This is a genomic window from Paenibacillus rhizovicinus, from assembly GCF_010365285.1.
Taxonomy (GTDB): Bacteria; Bacillota; Bacilli; order Paenibacillales; family Paenibacillaceae; genus Paenibacillus_Z; species Paenibacillus_Z rhizovicinus.
The window spans coordinates 3,652,595-3,667,930 of the sequence record NZ_CP048286.1; the positions used below are offsets into that span (position 1 = coordinate 3,652,595).

The 15,336-nt window shown below is 52.4% G+C and carries 15 protein-coding genes; 14 read left to right on the forward strand and 1 reads right to left on the reverse strand.

The genetic code is table 11. The annotated features are described in order from the left end of the window. Window positions 1-67: 67 nt before the first annotated feature. The 6 genes from GZH47_RS16380 (at window position 68) to GZH47_RS16405 (ending at window position 7,495) form a co-directional block, all read left to right on the forward strand. Window positions 68-1,420 (forward strand): M23 family metallopeptidase, encoded by a 1,353-nt coding sequence (locus GZH47_RS16380; protein WP_225446097.1) that lies wholly within the window; start codon window positions 68-70, stop codon window positions 1,418-1,420. A gap of 205 nt (window positions 1,421-1,625) precedes the next feature. After that, entirely contained in the window at window positions 1,626-2,384 is a 759-nt protein-coding gene (yycF, locus tag GZH47_RS16385; protein ID WP_162641322.1) for a response regulator YycF, read from the forward strand. Next, complete coding sequence (locus GZH47_RS16390; protein ID WP_162641326.1) at window positions 2,381-4,339, forward strand: ATP-binding protein; 1,959 nt, start codon at window positions 2,381-2,383, stop codon at window positions 4,337-4,339. The genes yycF and GZH47_RS16390 overlap by 4 nt, the downstream gene beginning before the upstream one ends. Then, the gene (locus GZH47_RS16395; protein ID WP_162641329.1) at window positions 4,336-5,769 is read left to right on the forward strand and encodes a YycH family regulatory protein; all 1,434 of its coding nucleotides are present in this window, start codon (window positions 4,336-4,338) and stop codon (window positions 5,767-5,769) included. The genes GZH47_RS16390 and GZH47_RS16395 overlap by 4 nt, the downstream gene beginning before the upstream one ends. 127 nt (window positions 5,770-5,896) lie before the next feature. Next, window positions 5,897-6,619, forward strand: coding sequence for a two-component system regulatory protein YycI (gene yycI / locus GZH47_RS16400; protein ID WP_162641333.1), 723 nt, complete (start codon window positions 5,897-5,899; stop codon window positions 6,617-6,619). A 69-nt stretch (window positions 6,620-6,688) separates the two neighbouring features. Next, window positions 6,689-7,495: an MBL fold metallo-hydrolase gene (locus tag GZH47_RS16405; protein ID WP_162641337.1), complete on the forward strand. Its 807-nt coding sequence runs from the start codon at window positions 6,689-6,691 to the stop codon at window positions 7,493-7,495. Here GZH47_RS16405 and GZH47_RS16410 read toward each other — a convergent pair. Further along, window positions 7,464-7,685, reverse strand: a complete 222-nt coding sequence (locus tag GZH47_RS16410) for a hypothetical protein (RefSeq protein ID WP_162641342.1) — start codon at window positions 7,683-7,685, stop codon at window positions 7,464-7,466. The genes GZH47_RS16405 and GZH47_RS16410 overlap by 32 nt on opposite strands. Window positions 7,686-7,893: 208 nt before the next feature. Between GZH47_RS16410 and GZH47_RS16415 the strand changes: the two genes are divergently transcribed. From GZH47_RS16415 to GZH47_RS16450, 8 genes are all read left to right on the forward strand, one after another. Next, window positions 7,894-9,327 (forward strand): S1C family serine protease, encoded by a 1,434-nt coding sequence (locus tag GZH47_RS16415; RefSeq protein ID WP_162641344.1) that lies wholly within the window; start codon window positions 7,894-7,896, stop codon window positions 9,325-9,327. A gap of 130 nt (window positions 9,328-9,457) precedes the next feature. Next, entirely contained in the window at window positions 9,458-9,631 is a 174-nt protein-coding gene (locus tag GZH47_RS16420) for a CxxH/CxxC protein (RefSeq protein WP_162641347.1), read from the forward strand. A gap of 3 nt (window positions 9,632-9,634) precedes the next feature. Continuing rightward, the gene (rlmH, locus tag GZH47_RS16425) at window positions 9,635-10,114 is read left to right on the forward strand and encodes a 23S rRNA (pseudouridine(1915)-N(3))-methyltransferase RlmH (protein WP_162641350.1); all 480 of its coding nucleotides are present in this window, start codon (window positions 9,635-9,637) and stop codon (window positions 10,112-10,114) included. Between the two features lie 162 nt (window positions 10,115-10,276). After that, window positions 10,277-10,582: an ArsR/SmtB family transcription factor gene (locus tag GZH47_RS16430; protein ID WP_162641353.1), complete on the forward strand. Its 306-nt coding sequence runs from the start codon at window positions 10,277-10,279 to the stop codon at window positions 10,580-10,582. Window positions 10,583-10,855: 273 nt separating this feature from the next. Next, on the forward strand, window positions 10,856-12,289 hold the full coding sequence (locus tag GZH47_RS16435; protein WP_162641357.1) for a DHA2 family efflux MFS transporter permease subunit: 1,434 nt from the start codon (window positions 10,856-10,858) through the stop codon (window positions 12,287-12,289). 95 nt (window positions 12,290-12,384) lie between these two features. Continuing rightward, window positions 12,385-13,392 (forward strand): zinc-dependent alcohol dehydrogenase family protein, encoded by a 1,008-nt coding sequence (locus GZH47_RS16440; RefSeq protein ID WP_162645286.1) that lies wholly within the window; start codon window positions 12,385-12,387, stop codon window positions 13,390-13,392. A 122-nt stretch (window positions 13,393-13,514) separates the two neighbouring features. Further along, complete coding sequence (locus tag GZH47_RS16445; protein WP_162641362.1) at window positions 13,515-14,540, forward strand: LLM class flavin-dependent oxidoreductase; 1,026 nt, start codon at window positions 13,515-13,517, stop codon at window positions 14,538-14,540. A gap of 113 nt (window positions 14,541-14,653) precedes the next feature. Further along, entirely contained in the window at window positions 14,654-15,109 is a 456-nt protein-coding gene (locus tag GZH47_RS16450) for a DinB family protein (protein WP_162641365.1), read from the forward strand. The last annotated feature ends 227 nt before the right edge of the window (window positions 15,110-15,336 follow it).

Genomic DNA, 15,336 nt, shown 5'->3' on the forward strand with positions numbered 1-15,336 from the left:
AGACAATCCAGCAGCCAAACGCCTGCTGCGCAAGAAACCGCTTCTGCTTGCAGGAGGCGCAGCCGCCGTGCTTGTCATCGCCGGTTTAAGCGGAACGCATTACGTGAAGGCGCACACCGTGGAATATCTCGAGGTGTATCAGAACGGCAATCTGGTCGGCGAAGTCAGCTCTAAGGAGCAAGTGGCAGAGTTGATCAGCAACGTACAGAAGAAACTTGATTCGGGCAACGCAGGCCTACATATGGTGCTTGAGACCGGTACGATCACATATGGGGATAAAAGCGCTTACAACGCGCAGCCGAAAACGGCGGCAACGCTGGAGAAGCTCGAGGGACTGTTCGCTTCCCACGCGACAGGCGTCGCACTGGTCGTTGACGGCAAGCAAGTCGGCGTCGTCAAGGACAAAGCGACGGCCGATTCGCTGCTGAATCGGGTGCAAGGCAAATACGCGCCTAAGACCAAAACGGCGAAGACGGAAGTTACGGCGCTGGCTTACTCGGCCGACGGCAGCGTGAAGTCGAAGACGGCGCTGAAATCGGTGAAATTCGTCGAGAAGATCGGAACGAGCGCTAAGGACGTTCAGCCGCAAGACATTGCCGATCCGGAGCAGCTGTATTTGCAGCTCATTAAAGGGACCGTCAAGCCGAAGTCGTATACCGTTCAGGACGGCGACTGCGTAGGCTGTATCGCCCAGAAGTTCAATATCTCGCCGCAGGTGATTTACGAACGCAATACATGGATCAAAGACGATATGATTAAGGTCGGCGACGTGCTCGATCTGACCGTACTGCAGCCGGAAGTGACTGTCGAGACGGTCGAGAACGTAACGGAAACGGAATCGATCGAACCGAAAACGGTCTATCAGAAGAACAGCAATATGAAATCGGGCGAGCAGAAGGTCATCCGCGAAGGACAGAGCGGCAAGAAGCAGCTCGTTTATCGATTAGTGAAGCAGAACGGCTACCTGATGAGCGAAGAGCTGATCAGCGAAGTCGTGCTCGAGCCTTCGGTTCCGGCAATCATCATGAAGGGCACGAAGGTGAACCTTGCCGAGGGCACCGGACAATTCGCTTGGCCGGTAACCAGCCATCGCCTGACCAGTTTCTTCGGAATGCGTTGGGGCGCGCTGCATCGCGGTCTCGATATGGTCGGCGGCCATAACATCATGGCAGCGGACAACGGGGTCGTTACGTTTGTCGGAACGCGCCCGGGGCTTGGCAACTGCATCATCATCGACCATAAGAACGGATATGAAACGTGGTACGGGCACTTGAGCAAGATACAGGTGAAGAAAGGCCAGACCGTGAGCCAGGGTTCGTATATCGGCATCATGGGCAATACGGGGCACTCTTTCGGCACGCATTTGCATTTCGAAATTCATAAGAACGGCGCGTTGCAAAACCCGCTTAAATATCTATAATCAGGCGTTGCCTGAAACGAAACACCGTCCGGCCCATGAGGCTGCGGCGGTGTTTTTGCATACAGCGGGCCGCGTGGGCGGAATAAGCGCGAATTCGCCCTTATTCGCCTAAATCTCCCCTGATATGAGGGAACTTTCATTGGGAACACGCAGGGCTACTATGGTAGAATATAAGGAGATTGCTTAAGCGACAGGCGGTGTAGCGATGCACGGAAAAATATTAGTGGTCGATGATGAACAACCGATTGCGGACATTATAAAATTCAACCTCGAGAAGGAAGGCTATCAGGTTATCTGCGCCTTTGACGGCGGAGAGGCCGTGCGGCTGGCTTTCGAGGAACTACCCGATTTGATTCTGCTCGATCTGATGCTTCCCGTGAAGGACGGCATGGATGTGTGCCGCGAAGTGCGCACACGGCTGCAGACACCGATCATCATGCTGACGGCGAAGGATACGGAATTGGACAAAGTACTGGGCCTCGAGCTCGGCGCGGACGATTATGTAACCAAACCGTTCGGCACGCGCGAGCTGCTTGCGCGGGTGAAAGCGCATTTACGGCGAACGAAGAACGAAGCGGCCGCTCCGGCCGCCGCGGGCAGCGTTGCAGGCGCGGATGCGCCATCGGCTGCGGACAAGCAGGGATTGGCGATTTTCAATTTGTTTATCGATACGGACATGTACGTGGTGTACAAGGATAACGAACCGCTGGACTTGACCCATCGCGAGTATGAACTCGTGTATTACCTGGCCCGCAACTGCGGCAAGGTGATGACGCGCGAGCATTTGCTGCAGGCGGTCTGGGGATTCGAATATTTCGGCGATGTCCGTACCGTGGACGTGACGATTCGGCGGCTTCGCGAGAAGATCGAGGACGATCCGAGCCGCCCGGAGTATATTTTGACGCGCCGGGGCTTGGGGTATCTCATGCGTAATCCGAAATCCGGAGGTTTCAGCTTCGGATGAACGGGGGCATTCGCTTTTTCCGGACCATTCAAGTAAAGCTGATTATTATCTACGTGCTGCTGATCTTAATTGCGATGCAGCTGATCGGCGTGTATTTCATCAGTACGATGAAAACCTCGCTGACGTCGACGTTTACGAACAACCTGAACGAGCAGGCGAACTTGCTGTCGGAGATCGCGGGGCAGACGCTGTCGAGCCAGCCGGAGAAGCCGGGCAATCCCGGCGACCAGACCCGGGAGGAATATCTCGGATTGCTGGTCAGCAACCTGTTCAGCATCAGCGAAGCGGAGATCCAAGTGATGGACGCGAGCGGCAAGGTGCTGGCGACTTCTTCGCAGTCCCATCAATCCTATATCGGGAAGAAGAATACGTCGCTGGCGGTCAGCCGCGCGCTGCAGGGCGTTCGGGACAATGAAGAAGATATCATCGACGAGGACGGCGTGCGCAAGAAAATCATTGCCAAGCCGGTCGTCTATAGCGATAAAATCGTGGGCGCGGTCTATTTGGTCGCCTCGATGAAGGATTTGTACCGGACGGTGGACCGGATTAACCGGATCTTCATGTCCGGGATGCTGTTCGCGCTCGGTCTGACCGGCGTGCTCGGCATTCTGCTCGCGCATACGATTACGAATCCGATCAAAGCGCTGACGAGGCAAGCGGCCGGCGTGGCGGAAGGACGCTTCGACCAGCAGGTGCCGGTGCTCGGCGATGACGAGATCGGCCGGCTCTCCGAAGTGTTCAATAACATGACGATGCGGCTTCGGGACGCGCTTTCGGCCAACGAGGAGGAGAAAGAGAAGCTCGCCTCGATCCTGGCCAACATGAGCGACGGCGTCGTCGCGGCGGATGAGCGCGGATACGTGATCGTTTCCAACCGCCGGGCGCTGGAGATGCTGCGCAGGGACGATTGCGAAGGCGTAAAGCTCAGCGAGCTGTTCAACATGGAGGATACGCTGTCGGCGCTGCCGAAAGGCAACGATCAGCAGGCGGTCCTCTATCATACGCAGCCCGAAGGCGAGGAGGACGAGCTGATGCGCGTGACGCTGACGCCGATCCATCGCCGGGAGCATGGCATTTCAGGCACGATCGCGGTGCTGCAGGATATTACGGAGCAGGAACGGCTGGAGCAATCGCGGCGGGAGTTCGTTGCCAACGTATCGCATGAGCTGCGCACGCCGCTCACGACGATCAAGAGCTATGCGGAGGCGCTGGACGAAGGCGCGATGGACGAGCGGGAGCTCGGACAGCGGTTCGTCGGCGTCATCCGCAACGAGACGGAACGTATGATTCGGCTCGTAACCGACTTGCTGCATCTATCGCGGCTGGATTCCAATCAAGCTCCACTGCGCAGGCAGCAGACGAATATGCCCGAAATGCTGGAGGAAGTGGCGGACCGCTTCTCCTTCCAGATGCGCAAGAAATCGATTCGCGCTTCTGTCCGCGTCGAGGACGACATTACGACGGTCTGGCTCGACCGCGATCAGATCGACCAGGTGCTTGATAATCTCGTATCCAATGCGATCAAATACACGCTGGACGGCGGGCGGATCGAGATCACGGCGCGCAGGATGCATGCCCGAGCAGCAGGAAGCATGCCCGAGCAGTCGGATGCATACCCGAGCAGTGAGCGGAGCTCACGACCAGGGCGAACGGAGTTCGCGACCAGGGCCAGCGAATCTGGCGACCAGGGCAGGCAGGAGCCGTCTTCGATCGCGATCAGCGTGAAGGATACCGGCATCGGCATTCCGAAGCGGGATCTGGGGCGCATCTTCGACCGGTTCTACCGGGTGGATAAAGCCCGCTCGCGGAGCATGGGCGGCACGGGTCTCGGGCTTTCCATTGCCCGGGAAATCGTAAAAGCCCACGGCGGCTCCATCGCGCTCGATTCCGAGCTGAACGAAGGCACGACGGTTACGGTCGTGCTGCCTCTGTTAACCGGAGGTGAGACGTCATGATCGATAAGACGAAGACGATTCTGCTTACGGCGCTTGTCATTCTGAGTCTCGTTCAGAGCTATCTGCTCGCTTACAGCATGCCGGGCTTGGATGTCACGACATCGCCGCTGCAGGATTATGTGAAAATACCTTTGGGAGAAGAAGCAAAGGTCGAAAGTGTTATTTTCCCTGAGGACATGGTGCTTCATTTGGGCAAGTCAAAGCATACGGTGTTATACCCGGATTCGAATTTCTATAATCTGATCTTCGATAAAATCAAAAGCCGGGAGTTTAAAGGCTTCCAGCGGACGACTGCGGCTGCGGACGATTGGAACGTCATTCGCGACAGCGACCAGGGACTCGAGCTCCGATTCGGGCGCGGCGTTCCCATGGAGCTGTTAAGCAAGGTACTCAAGCTGGAAGGCGATGCCCCGTTCATGAACGATGTGGTGAATCGCATCTGGATCTATAAGAGCAGCGACCGCGACGAAGTGCGGACGTACTTCTTCAGTGCCGACAATACCACCGTATACGAGTCGGTCAAAGCGGATCTCACCGCGCAGGACGTGCAGATGTATGTTGGCTATGGGGAATACCAGGTCAATTACAAACGGATCAGCAATGATCTGTATCTGCCCGAAGGACCGGTGGAATCCGTTGCCTCTACCGTTGGCTATGACAGCTACACGCCAAGCGAGATGCAAAGCTATCTGTTCTACGACCCGGGCGTGACGCGGGCGATCAGCGACCGCAACGGTTCGCAGATCTATACCGACGGCAAACGCGGCCTGCAGATCGAACAGAATGGCAAATGGCTCAGCTTCACGGATTCCGTTGCCGTCCAGAGCCATGGCGACAATGAGAGTCAGAACGTCTATGCGGCGATTCAGTTCGTCAATCAGCATGGCGGGTGGGACGGGCTGCACCGGTTCGTGTACGCCGATTTGTTCGGCGATGCGCAGGTGCTTAAATTCCAGCAGTATTACGGATCGTTCCCGCTCGTTCCGATGAGCCCTTTCTTGTTCGGCAACATGAAGCTGCGCATGCAGGACGGCGTCGTCTCGGAATATGAGCGTTCCATGCTAACGCTCAAGAAGAAGGCGGATCGGCGCAGCGTTCGCTGGCTGCCGGGCGGCGAGATGCTCGCGGATGCGTTAGCGAATTATAAGCGCAGGGCGGAAATCGTGGCGATCTATCCGGCGCTGCTCGTTACGCCGACGGATGACAAGTCGCTGTCGCTCGACCCGATCTGGGCGGTTCAGCTCAGTGACGCTACGCAGGAGAAGCTGCTGGACGCGATCCCGGGCGGCTATAAGCCGCTGCCGGGCGAGCCGGGCGGCGCACCGCTGCCGCCGGCGAATCATCATGAGGCGACCGGCAGTAACGGGTCGGGGTCCGGAAGTGCGGGCACGGTCAGTCCGTATGGATATGGCAAGACCGCGTCCGAGTAGGCGGACGGGTTAGATGGGCGGCCCGCGAGTGTTGCGGTTTATGAGCGGGCTGCATGAATGTACGGTTGGCTTTTGCGGGCGGCCGGTTGCTTATCGGTACTGATGTTCAGTTGGAGGCGTTGTCGGAATGGACTGGGGCAGGGCGAAGAGTGTGCTAATCATCGCGTTCTTGCTGCTGAATCTCGTGCTTGGGTACCAGCTCTGGTCCAATATCCGGGAGAGGCTGGACACGAGCGCGGACGTGAACGATTTGCGGCCGGAGACGCAGGCGCTGATGAAGAATAACCAAATCAAGCTCGGGACGAGCATTCCATCGGAGACGCCGGATCTCAAGGATCTGACTTTCCGGGTGAAGGCGAAGCTGGGCAATGGCGAACAGCATGTGCTGGAGAAGCCCGTGGACAGTAAAGTGGCTTTCACGCCGAAAGAGCTTCAGGAAAGCTTGGGCGGCATCATCCCGGACTTGGATAAGTATACGTTCGGCGAATATCTGGACAATGAATTCGTGTTCTACCGGATGGCCGATGGGCGTCCGATGTTCGACGTGAAGCTGGAGCTGTTCTACAGCAACTTGAAAATCACCGCGTACAAGCAGGATCTCATCGAGCTGCTGCCATCGGAGAAATCGACGCCGCAGTCCGTACTGCCGGCGACGAAGGTGGTCGCAAGCTTGATCGAGAACAAGAACCTGCTGCATAACGGCGCGGTTATCAAAGAAATCAAACTGGGCTATCACGGGCAGATTTTCAACTCGGATACCCAGGTATCGGCGCCTACATGGCGCGTGCTGCTGGAGGATGGCGGACAGTATTACATGAATGCCATCAGCGGAGAAGTCGTTACGGAATAAGCGGCATTACGGAGGCTGTTCGCGGGATATGGGCCGGCGGGCAGCGGGGAAAGGACAGGTTTGGGGAACATGGGACTTCGATTTACGGTACTGGGAAGCGGTTCGACGGGGAATGCGACGATTGTGAAAGGCCAGGATGCCACGGTGCTGGTAGACGCGGGCTTGAGCGCCAAGCGGCTCGACGAGCTGATGCGGGAGCAGGGCGTGTCCGGCCATGATATCAATGCGATCGTCGTGACGCACGAGCATTCCGATCATATTAAGGGGCTGGGCGCGCTTGCCCGAAAATTCAATTTGCCCATCTATGCGAACGAGGCCACCTGGGGTGCGCTGGAACGGCATGTCGGGCAGCTTGGGAGCGAGCAGCGCGTCGTCTTCGAGACAGGCGAGCCGATGAATTTCGGCGCGCTGCGGGCGACCTCGTATGCGATATCGCATGACGCGGCGGAGCCGGTCGGCTACGTGTTCGAGGAAGATGGGCTGAAGCTCAGCCTCGCCACCGACCTAGGTTACGTGAGCGATAAAGTGCGAATGATGATCGAGGATTCCGACGTGCTCGTGCTGGAGTCGAATCATGACGTGAACATGCTGCGCATGGGACGCTATCCGTGGAATATCAAGCGGCGCATCTTGAGCGATGTCGGCCATTTGTCCAACGAAGCAGCGGGCGAGGCACTCTGCCAGCTGATGACGGACCGTACGAAGCGGGTCTATCTGGCCCATCTGAGCTTGGATCATAATTTGACCGATCTCGCGCGGATGACGGTGAACGAGGTGCTCGAGAGCAATGGCTTCTTCTTCAAGCGGGATGAGCATCCGCTGCGCGAAACGTACCATGACCGTCCTACGGCATGGGATGAAGTGAGGCGGAAATAAGCTCGTCCAGCTCGGAATCGAGCGAACGGACTTTGCGTTCCAGCTCCTCCGGAGCGATGATGCCTTTGTCGATCAACAGTTCGGTCACCGCGCTGATGGTCAGCAGGGTGCGGTAGTGGTCTTCCTTGAGATCGGCGAGCTTGGCTGCGAGATTCAGTTGCTCCAGTGCTGCGGAAGCTTTGTGCGGCATGGGGTTATCCTCCTTGGGGAAACGGGATTATTGGCAGTAAGCCTGGCCGGACCGGATGGGAGAGACGTTCCAAACAGAGGCCGGGAAGTATCGGGGCTGATGAGCCTGCGAGCCTCTCTATTACATTGTAGTCTAATCTACCGATATCATTCCTAGATTTGAAAAAAATGATCTTGATGTCCCCGGGCGTCGAGAGGAGCGATTATAGATGAGCTTATTCGATGATGATTTCTACTCGACGCGCGTATCGCGTCGGGTGCGGGTAACCTTTCAAGCGAGGAGAGAAGCGCCTTTCAAGCGCCGTGGCGTTCGCTGGACGCCGCTGCGGGTGGCGGTGGCTTCTTCCGTCATCAGCGCGGCGGCCGTGGTGATCGCATTCGGGCTCTTTACGGGATTCGATCATCATGAAAGCCCGGTCACCGCGGTGGCCGGCGTAACCAAGGTGGGCATGAGCGACAACGATCCGCTGGAGAAAACGATCTCCGCGGCGGCAAAGGTGCGGCCGGCGGTCGTGAGCATTATTAACGAGCAAGCCAAACCCGGAGCTGCCGGCGGAGGCAAGTCCGGCACGGCCGATTCGCAGGGCGCGGACGGCGGGTCCGGATTGGAGCAGGCGGCGCTGGGATCGGGGTTTATTTTCGAGAAGGTGAACGGCAAGGCGCATATCTTGACGAACAATCACGTTATCGCCGATGCCGTGGCCGTGAAGGCCGTGCTCAGCAATGGCGACACGCGGGATGCGAAGGTCATCGGCAAAGATGAGATTACGGATCTGGCGGTACTGGAAATCGATGACCGGGGGATCGATACGGTGGCGCATTTCGGGGAATCGGATGACTTGCGCGCGGGCCAATGGGTCATGGCGATCGGCAATCCGCTGGGCTTAAGCGATTCGTTGACCATGGGCATCGTCAGCAAGACGAAGCGGATTATACCGGTCTCGCTCAGCCAAGACGGCAACTATGATTGGGAGCAGGAAGTGATCCAGATCGACGCGTCGATCAACCAAGGCAACAGCGGCGGCCCGTTGATCGATCTCGACGGCAATGTCGTGGGCATCAACAGCATGAAGATCGCCGATTACGGCGTGGAGGGCGTCGGCTTCGCGATTCCGTCCCACGAGGCGCTGCCGATCGTGAAGAGTCTGCTGGCCGACGGCAAAGTGAAGCGTCCTTACCTCGGCGTGTACACGATGGATTTGGACCAGTATTTGGTTCAAGCCGCGGCGGCCGAGGACGATAGTCCAGGCAGCAGCCCGCTTGATCCGAACGGCGACCAGCAGGGCGACGGCGGCGACGCGGGCGGCAGCGGGGATTCGTCGTCCGGGGATACCGGCGGCGCCGGGCAGCAGCCGGGCGGGGATGACGATACGATCGTCGTGCCGCCCAGCGACTTGAAGCTGCCGGACGACGTGAAGGATGGCGTCATCGTGCTGCAGGCGGTCGGACCGGCGGCGGAAGCCGGCTTGGCCTTCAACGACGTAATCGTGAAGCTGGATAAGCAGCCGATTACGAGCACGATGGATCTGCGCAAATACTTGTATGGTAAGAAGCATATCGGCGACGACATCGAAGTGACCTTTTACCGTGAAGGCGAGCGGCATACGACGACGTTTAAGCTTGAAGAGAAGACGGAAGACTAAGCGATATAATATCGCGAAGACGGATCAGCTCGTGCAGCGCCCGGAAGCGGGACTGCGTTTGACGAGCTGATTTTTTTTTTCGTACAATAGAGGTATTCGAGTTCGATCAGAGTTGGAGGAAACGGGATTTATGTATTGTGTGTGCAAAGAGCATGTGGAGCTGGCGATCGATAAATTCGTGGACGAGTACGAGGATGCGCCGGACATTGTGGATCTCATGAAGACGAAGTTCACCGAATGGGAAGCGCCGGCGACCTGCGAATTGGGTCAATGCGATCATATCGCGGAATATCTGGTGGTGTAGGGGATGCACATTCAAATTGCGGCCGTTGGGAAATTGAAGGAGAAATACCTCGTTCTCGGTATCGCCGAATACGCGAAGCGTCTGGGCCCGTACGTGAAGCTTACGCTCACGGAGGTCGCGGACGAGCGGGCGCCCGAGACGATGAGCGCCGCGGAGGAGGCCATTGTTCGCGAGCGCGAGGGTGAGCGGCTGCTCGCGGTTATTAAGGCGGACGCGCATGTCGTCGCGCTCGCCCTGGACGGGGAGCTCTGGTCGAGCGAGGACCTCGCCGGCCAGCTCGATCATTTAGCCACGTATGGGCGGAGCCACGTGGCTTTTGTCATTGGCGGGAGCAACGGCCTCGCGCCCGCCGTGTTGAAGCGCGCCCAGCAGAAGCTCAGCTTCGGGCGCATGACGTTGCCGCACCAGCTGATGCGGTTGGTGCTGCTGGAGCAGGTGTACCGGGCGGTGAAGATTAACCGGGGGGAGCCGTACCATAAGTGACGGCTAAAATTTTTATAAGCTTGCCTGCATTTTATGAAATCATACTGGAGTTAACTCTCTCTAGAAATATTAATCCTTAAGTAGCCACAATTGAAAGTGTCATGAAAAGTCATGACTTAATCATGTTGACATATCGAGAATAATCAATATATAATAGTGTCTATGGACACTCAATTAGATATATTTAAGGCACTGGCTAATGAGTCGCGTATTCAAATACTAGAATGGTTGAAAAATCCAGAAGCTCACTTTTCTCCCCAAGAAGGGATTGATCTTGTTGAAGTAGGGGTATGTGTTGGTCAAATAACTTTAAAATTGAATATGAATCAATCAACAACTTCACAATATCTCTCAATACTACATCGAGCTGGTTTAATTAGTGCTAAGCGTATCGGCAAATGGACATATTATAAGAGAAATGAAGATGCAATTAATCAAATTGGTCGGTATCTCCAAAAAGGTGAATAATACTGAATTTACAATCATTCAGTATTATTCACTCAATTTTTAAATTAACATATTGTTATTTCGCGATATGTAAATATAAATTAAGAAGAGTCAATTTCGATAAATTGCACACAGGCTGCCCCGCAAAAAAAAAATAAAAAAAAAATACCTATCCCTATATAAGGACTAATGTTTATAGACCTTCTTCTCCCAGCCCCGTTAGTGTTTTTGCGCTGCATGGATGACTAACGGGGAATTTAGCTCAATGATAAACAACCACGAGGTGATTCAGAAATGGAAAAGAAATATAATACGCGTGCCATCTTGGCATCGCTGCTTATCTGCGGATTTGTTGGGATGTTTAGCGAGACTTCTCTGAATATAGCAATTACAAATTTAATGGAAGTTTTCGAAATTAAAGCCGCTACGGCGCAATGGTTGACAACGGGTTACTTACTAACGCTCGGTATACTAATGCCCTTCACTGGTCAATTATTACAAATGTTTACGACTAGACAACTTTTTTCGGTGTCAACAATTGGTTTAACAGCAGGTACATTATTAGCGGCTGTATCAATCAATTTTGAAATGCTCATGTTTGCACGTGTTCTACAGGCAATAGGTATGGGGTTATTATTACCGCTTATGTTTAACACAATACTTGTGATTTTCCCCCCAGAAAAGCGAGGCGCAGCTATGGGCTACATTGGGTTAGTCTTATCGTTTGCACCAGCATTGGGTCCAGCAGTTAGTGGGATGATCATTCAGTATTTGTCTTGGCACTATATTTTTTGGTTCCTTATTCCATTGATGGTGATTGGAATGTTGTTCGGCTATAAGTATTTGGAAAATGTAACAGAAGTAAGTAAGCAACGTATTGATGTACTTTCTGCGGTTTTATCTACGATTGGTTTCGGAAGTATCGTATTTGGATTTGGTCAAGCTGGTGAAGGAGGCCATGGGGGAGTAAGCTCCGTCGCTCTAACGTTGATTATTGTTGGTGTAGTTGCACTTGTTTTATTTGTATTGCGCCAAAGAAAGAGTCAGCCGTTACTAAATTTACGTGTGTTCAAATACCCAATGTTCGTTATCGGGGTTTTCCTTGTAATGATTTGTATGGTCGTTTTTATGTCGACTATGATTGTGTTGCCAATGTACTTGCAAACAGGGGCAGGGCTCTCAGTGTTTGCTACAGGGTTGATACTATTGCCGGGTAGTGCGCTAAATGGTATTTTCCAAATGCTCGCAGGGCGCTTATACGATAAGTATGGACCGAAGTGGGTTATAATCCCTGGTTCAGTCATCGTGATGTTGGTTTTATGGTTCTTTACAACATTAACGCCAGCTTCAGCTGTTGGGTTAATTATCGCATTGCATATGGTTCTAGGGGGTGGAATTGCACTCATTTGGCCTGCTTCACAAACAAACGCATTAAATTCCCTTCCATCTGAATTATATGCACACGGTTCAGCTGCCCTGAACACGTTAATGCAAGTCGTCGGGGCTACGGGAACTGCTGTAGCGATTAGCATCTTAACAAGTGGAAAGAATAAGTTTTTAGCTACTTCATCTACACCAACAATGCCGAATGAAATCGCAAATGCGATAACTGCGGGAGCTCAAAATGTGTTTTGGGTCATGATGATTATTGCTGTTATTGGCTTTATTATTGGCTTTTTCGTACGTCGCTCCAATAACAAAATCGGAGAAGTACAAAGCATGCACTAAATACAAACAAAATTAGCCCAACCGAACACAACCATTTCGACCGTATCTTGTTTGTCTCCACATCTGTGCTAAGGAAGAAAGGAAGCGTGAATGAAATGAAAGCAGTTAGATTGAAAGTTGAAAATAATAAGTTGAATCTTGTCTTAAATGAGGAGGCTAAGCCCAGTATTGGACGACGTGATGTTCTCGTGCGCGTTCTTGCCGCCTCGCTTAACTATCGTGATCAGGCAATATTACAGGATAACTATCCTGGAGAGGTAAAGCAGGTTATCCCGCTTTCAGATGGTGCTGGTGAGGTCGTAGCTGTCGGTGATTCCGTCACACGGGTCAAGGTCGGTGATCGTGTGTCGGCAAACTGCTGGGAATATTGGATCGGTGGCCCGATCCTGCCAGAATACTTCTCGAGTAGCGTAGGCTTTACCACCGATGGATGGCTCGCTGAATATATAGTCTTGCACGAGGTCGCAATTGTCCATCTGCCAGACTATCTGTCGTTCACCGCTGCTGCCGCTTTACCCTGCGCTGCTGTGACTGCATGGGCTGCGCTCAATCAGAAGACACCTCTCTCTCCCGGTCAGACGGTGCTGGTACAGGGCACGGGCGGTGTGGCGCTGTTCGCCTTGCAGATCGCGAAGATGGTCGGAGCCAGTGTTCTGGCGATCACTTCTTCGGATGAGAAGGCCGAGAAACTGAAGGAGCTCGGTGCCGAGGCGGTTGTCAACTATACCAATCAGCCCGATTGGGAGAAGGACATCCATGCGCTGACTGGCGGCATTGGCGTTGACAAGGTTGTGGACATCGCAGGCGAAAAAACAATTGTGAAGTCGGCAGCGTCAACCCGAATCGGTGGCAACGTAGCGCTAGTCGGCTTCGCCGGCGGCTCGGGCGGTGGAATTTCACCCATTGACATCATGAGTCGGGCGCTCAGCCTGAACACCACGACAATGGGCACACGGATGGACTTTGAAGCACTCCTTGCCGCCATGGCAGCACATAAGATGAACCCTGTGATTGATCGAGTTTTCCCGTTTGCCGATTACCAAGATGCATATAGCCGGCTCGCAAGCGGTGCGATGGTCGGGAAGATCGTCATCGAGATGTAATTGTCATGGAAGGGCGCGTGAACGGATAGCCGGAGAAATTCGACCGAATGCTGATTTGTCATGGTGACGCAGTCGAAAATCGATCCGATCAATTAGATCGTTACCAGAAGGGGGGGAGTTCAGTGAACATCGAGAATAACGATTTAAAACTTTCAATTTTAGATTTTGTTCATATATACGGTAATAGTAATGCTTCAGAAAGTCTCAAGAATGTAATTGAGATGGCGCAACTAGCTGAGGAATTAGGTTACACAAGATATTGGTTTACGGAACATCACAATACAAAAACCTCGATAAGTACTTCGCCCGAAATGTTGACTATGCATGCGGCTGCTCATACAAAGAGGATTAGGGTGGGTTCTGGAGGAGTAATGCTGCCTAATCATAGTGCATTGAAAGTAATGGAAAATTTCACTTTACTTGAAGGGCTTCACCCAGGGCGTATTGATCTTGGTATAGGGAGGGCATCCGGAACTGACGGACAAACTATGTTAGCTTTGCTACGGTCTAGAGAGTTAATGTGGGCAAATGACTTCCCCAATCAACTGGAGGATCTTCTTTCATTTTTTAAGCGTGATTTTAAAAAGGATCATCCATTTAGCCAGATAACCCCACCGGGTGACAAGTCAATGATACCAGATGTGTATATGTTAGGCTCTAGCGAAGGTGGTTTACAATTTGCACTTGATAAAGGATTAGGTTTTGTGTTCGCTGCTCAACTCGCACCACAATTAGCTATTCCTATTTTACGAGCCTATAAAAACGAATTTAAATCCTCATCTTATCTGAGTGAACCAAAAAGTATAATAGCATTAATGGTTATCGTGGCCGAAACAGAAGAAGAGGCTGAATTCATAGCCGGTCCAGCAGAGTTAATGTGGGCACAAATCAGTACGGGAACAATCGATTTGTCGTTTTCAACACCATTGGAAGCGAAAAATCATATATACACTCTAGCGGAAGAAAGTGCGAGGGAACGTAACAAATCTCGTTTCGTGATTGGTAGTGTAGAAAATGTTGCTGAGACATTACATCGGCTAGCGAAAGATAGTTTAGTTGATGAAATAATTATTGTTGATTTTTATCCTGATCAAGAAAGTCGAAAGAAAGGACACAAATTATTGGCCAAAGAATTAGGACTGTGCTAATTTTACAAGTCACGCTATGAAAAGGCGAGTAAAAGCATAAATATATACAGAAAGCAAAACAATTAGAGAGCGGGAAGTTTACTAGGTTTGAAAAAAACATAGGAGGTATAATAATGGTCAATCTTATTAAACAGCAGTTTACTTTAACGAGACAAGGAGTCATGCAGGCGTTAGAGGGTGTTTCACCGGAAATGGCTGACGTAATTCCATTTGGTTTCAATAACAATATTCGTTGGCAAGTAGGACATATCTTATATGCAGGAGAACTACATTTGTTCCCAGGAAAAGGAACGTTACCGGCGGAGTATGCTAATTTTTTTGACTCTGGAACAAGACCCCGGCAATCGAAAGAAGGAGTTCCATCATTGAAAATCCTTATTGCTGAATTAAAAGAGCAGTATGTTCGCATTCAAAATATCCCTGAGGAAGCCTTTAATGAAAAATTGTCAAGACCACGTCCGGGATTGGAGACTTTTGGAGAATTTGCGGCCATGATGGCGTACCATGAAGCGATGCACTTAGGCCAAATTCAGTCACTAAAACGAGTGGTTCAAGCTAAAGGTGTCTAACCCCCACAGGTGGAAGTATCATTTATGCTAATAAATAGCGTATCATTCTTAGGTAAGGCCATATTTTAGTTATTCCATTAAAGGGCGCTTTAACGGAGCAATGAAAAATACCTAATTTCTCAAAATTTATATTTGAGAAATTAGGTTTTTTATTATGGGATTTCCTTAACGTTGTAAATCCGCATTTTCCTGACGCTACCCCTTTATAAAGATATTTGGTATTTAAT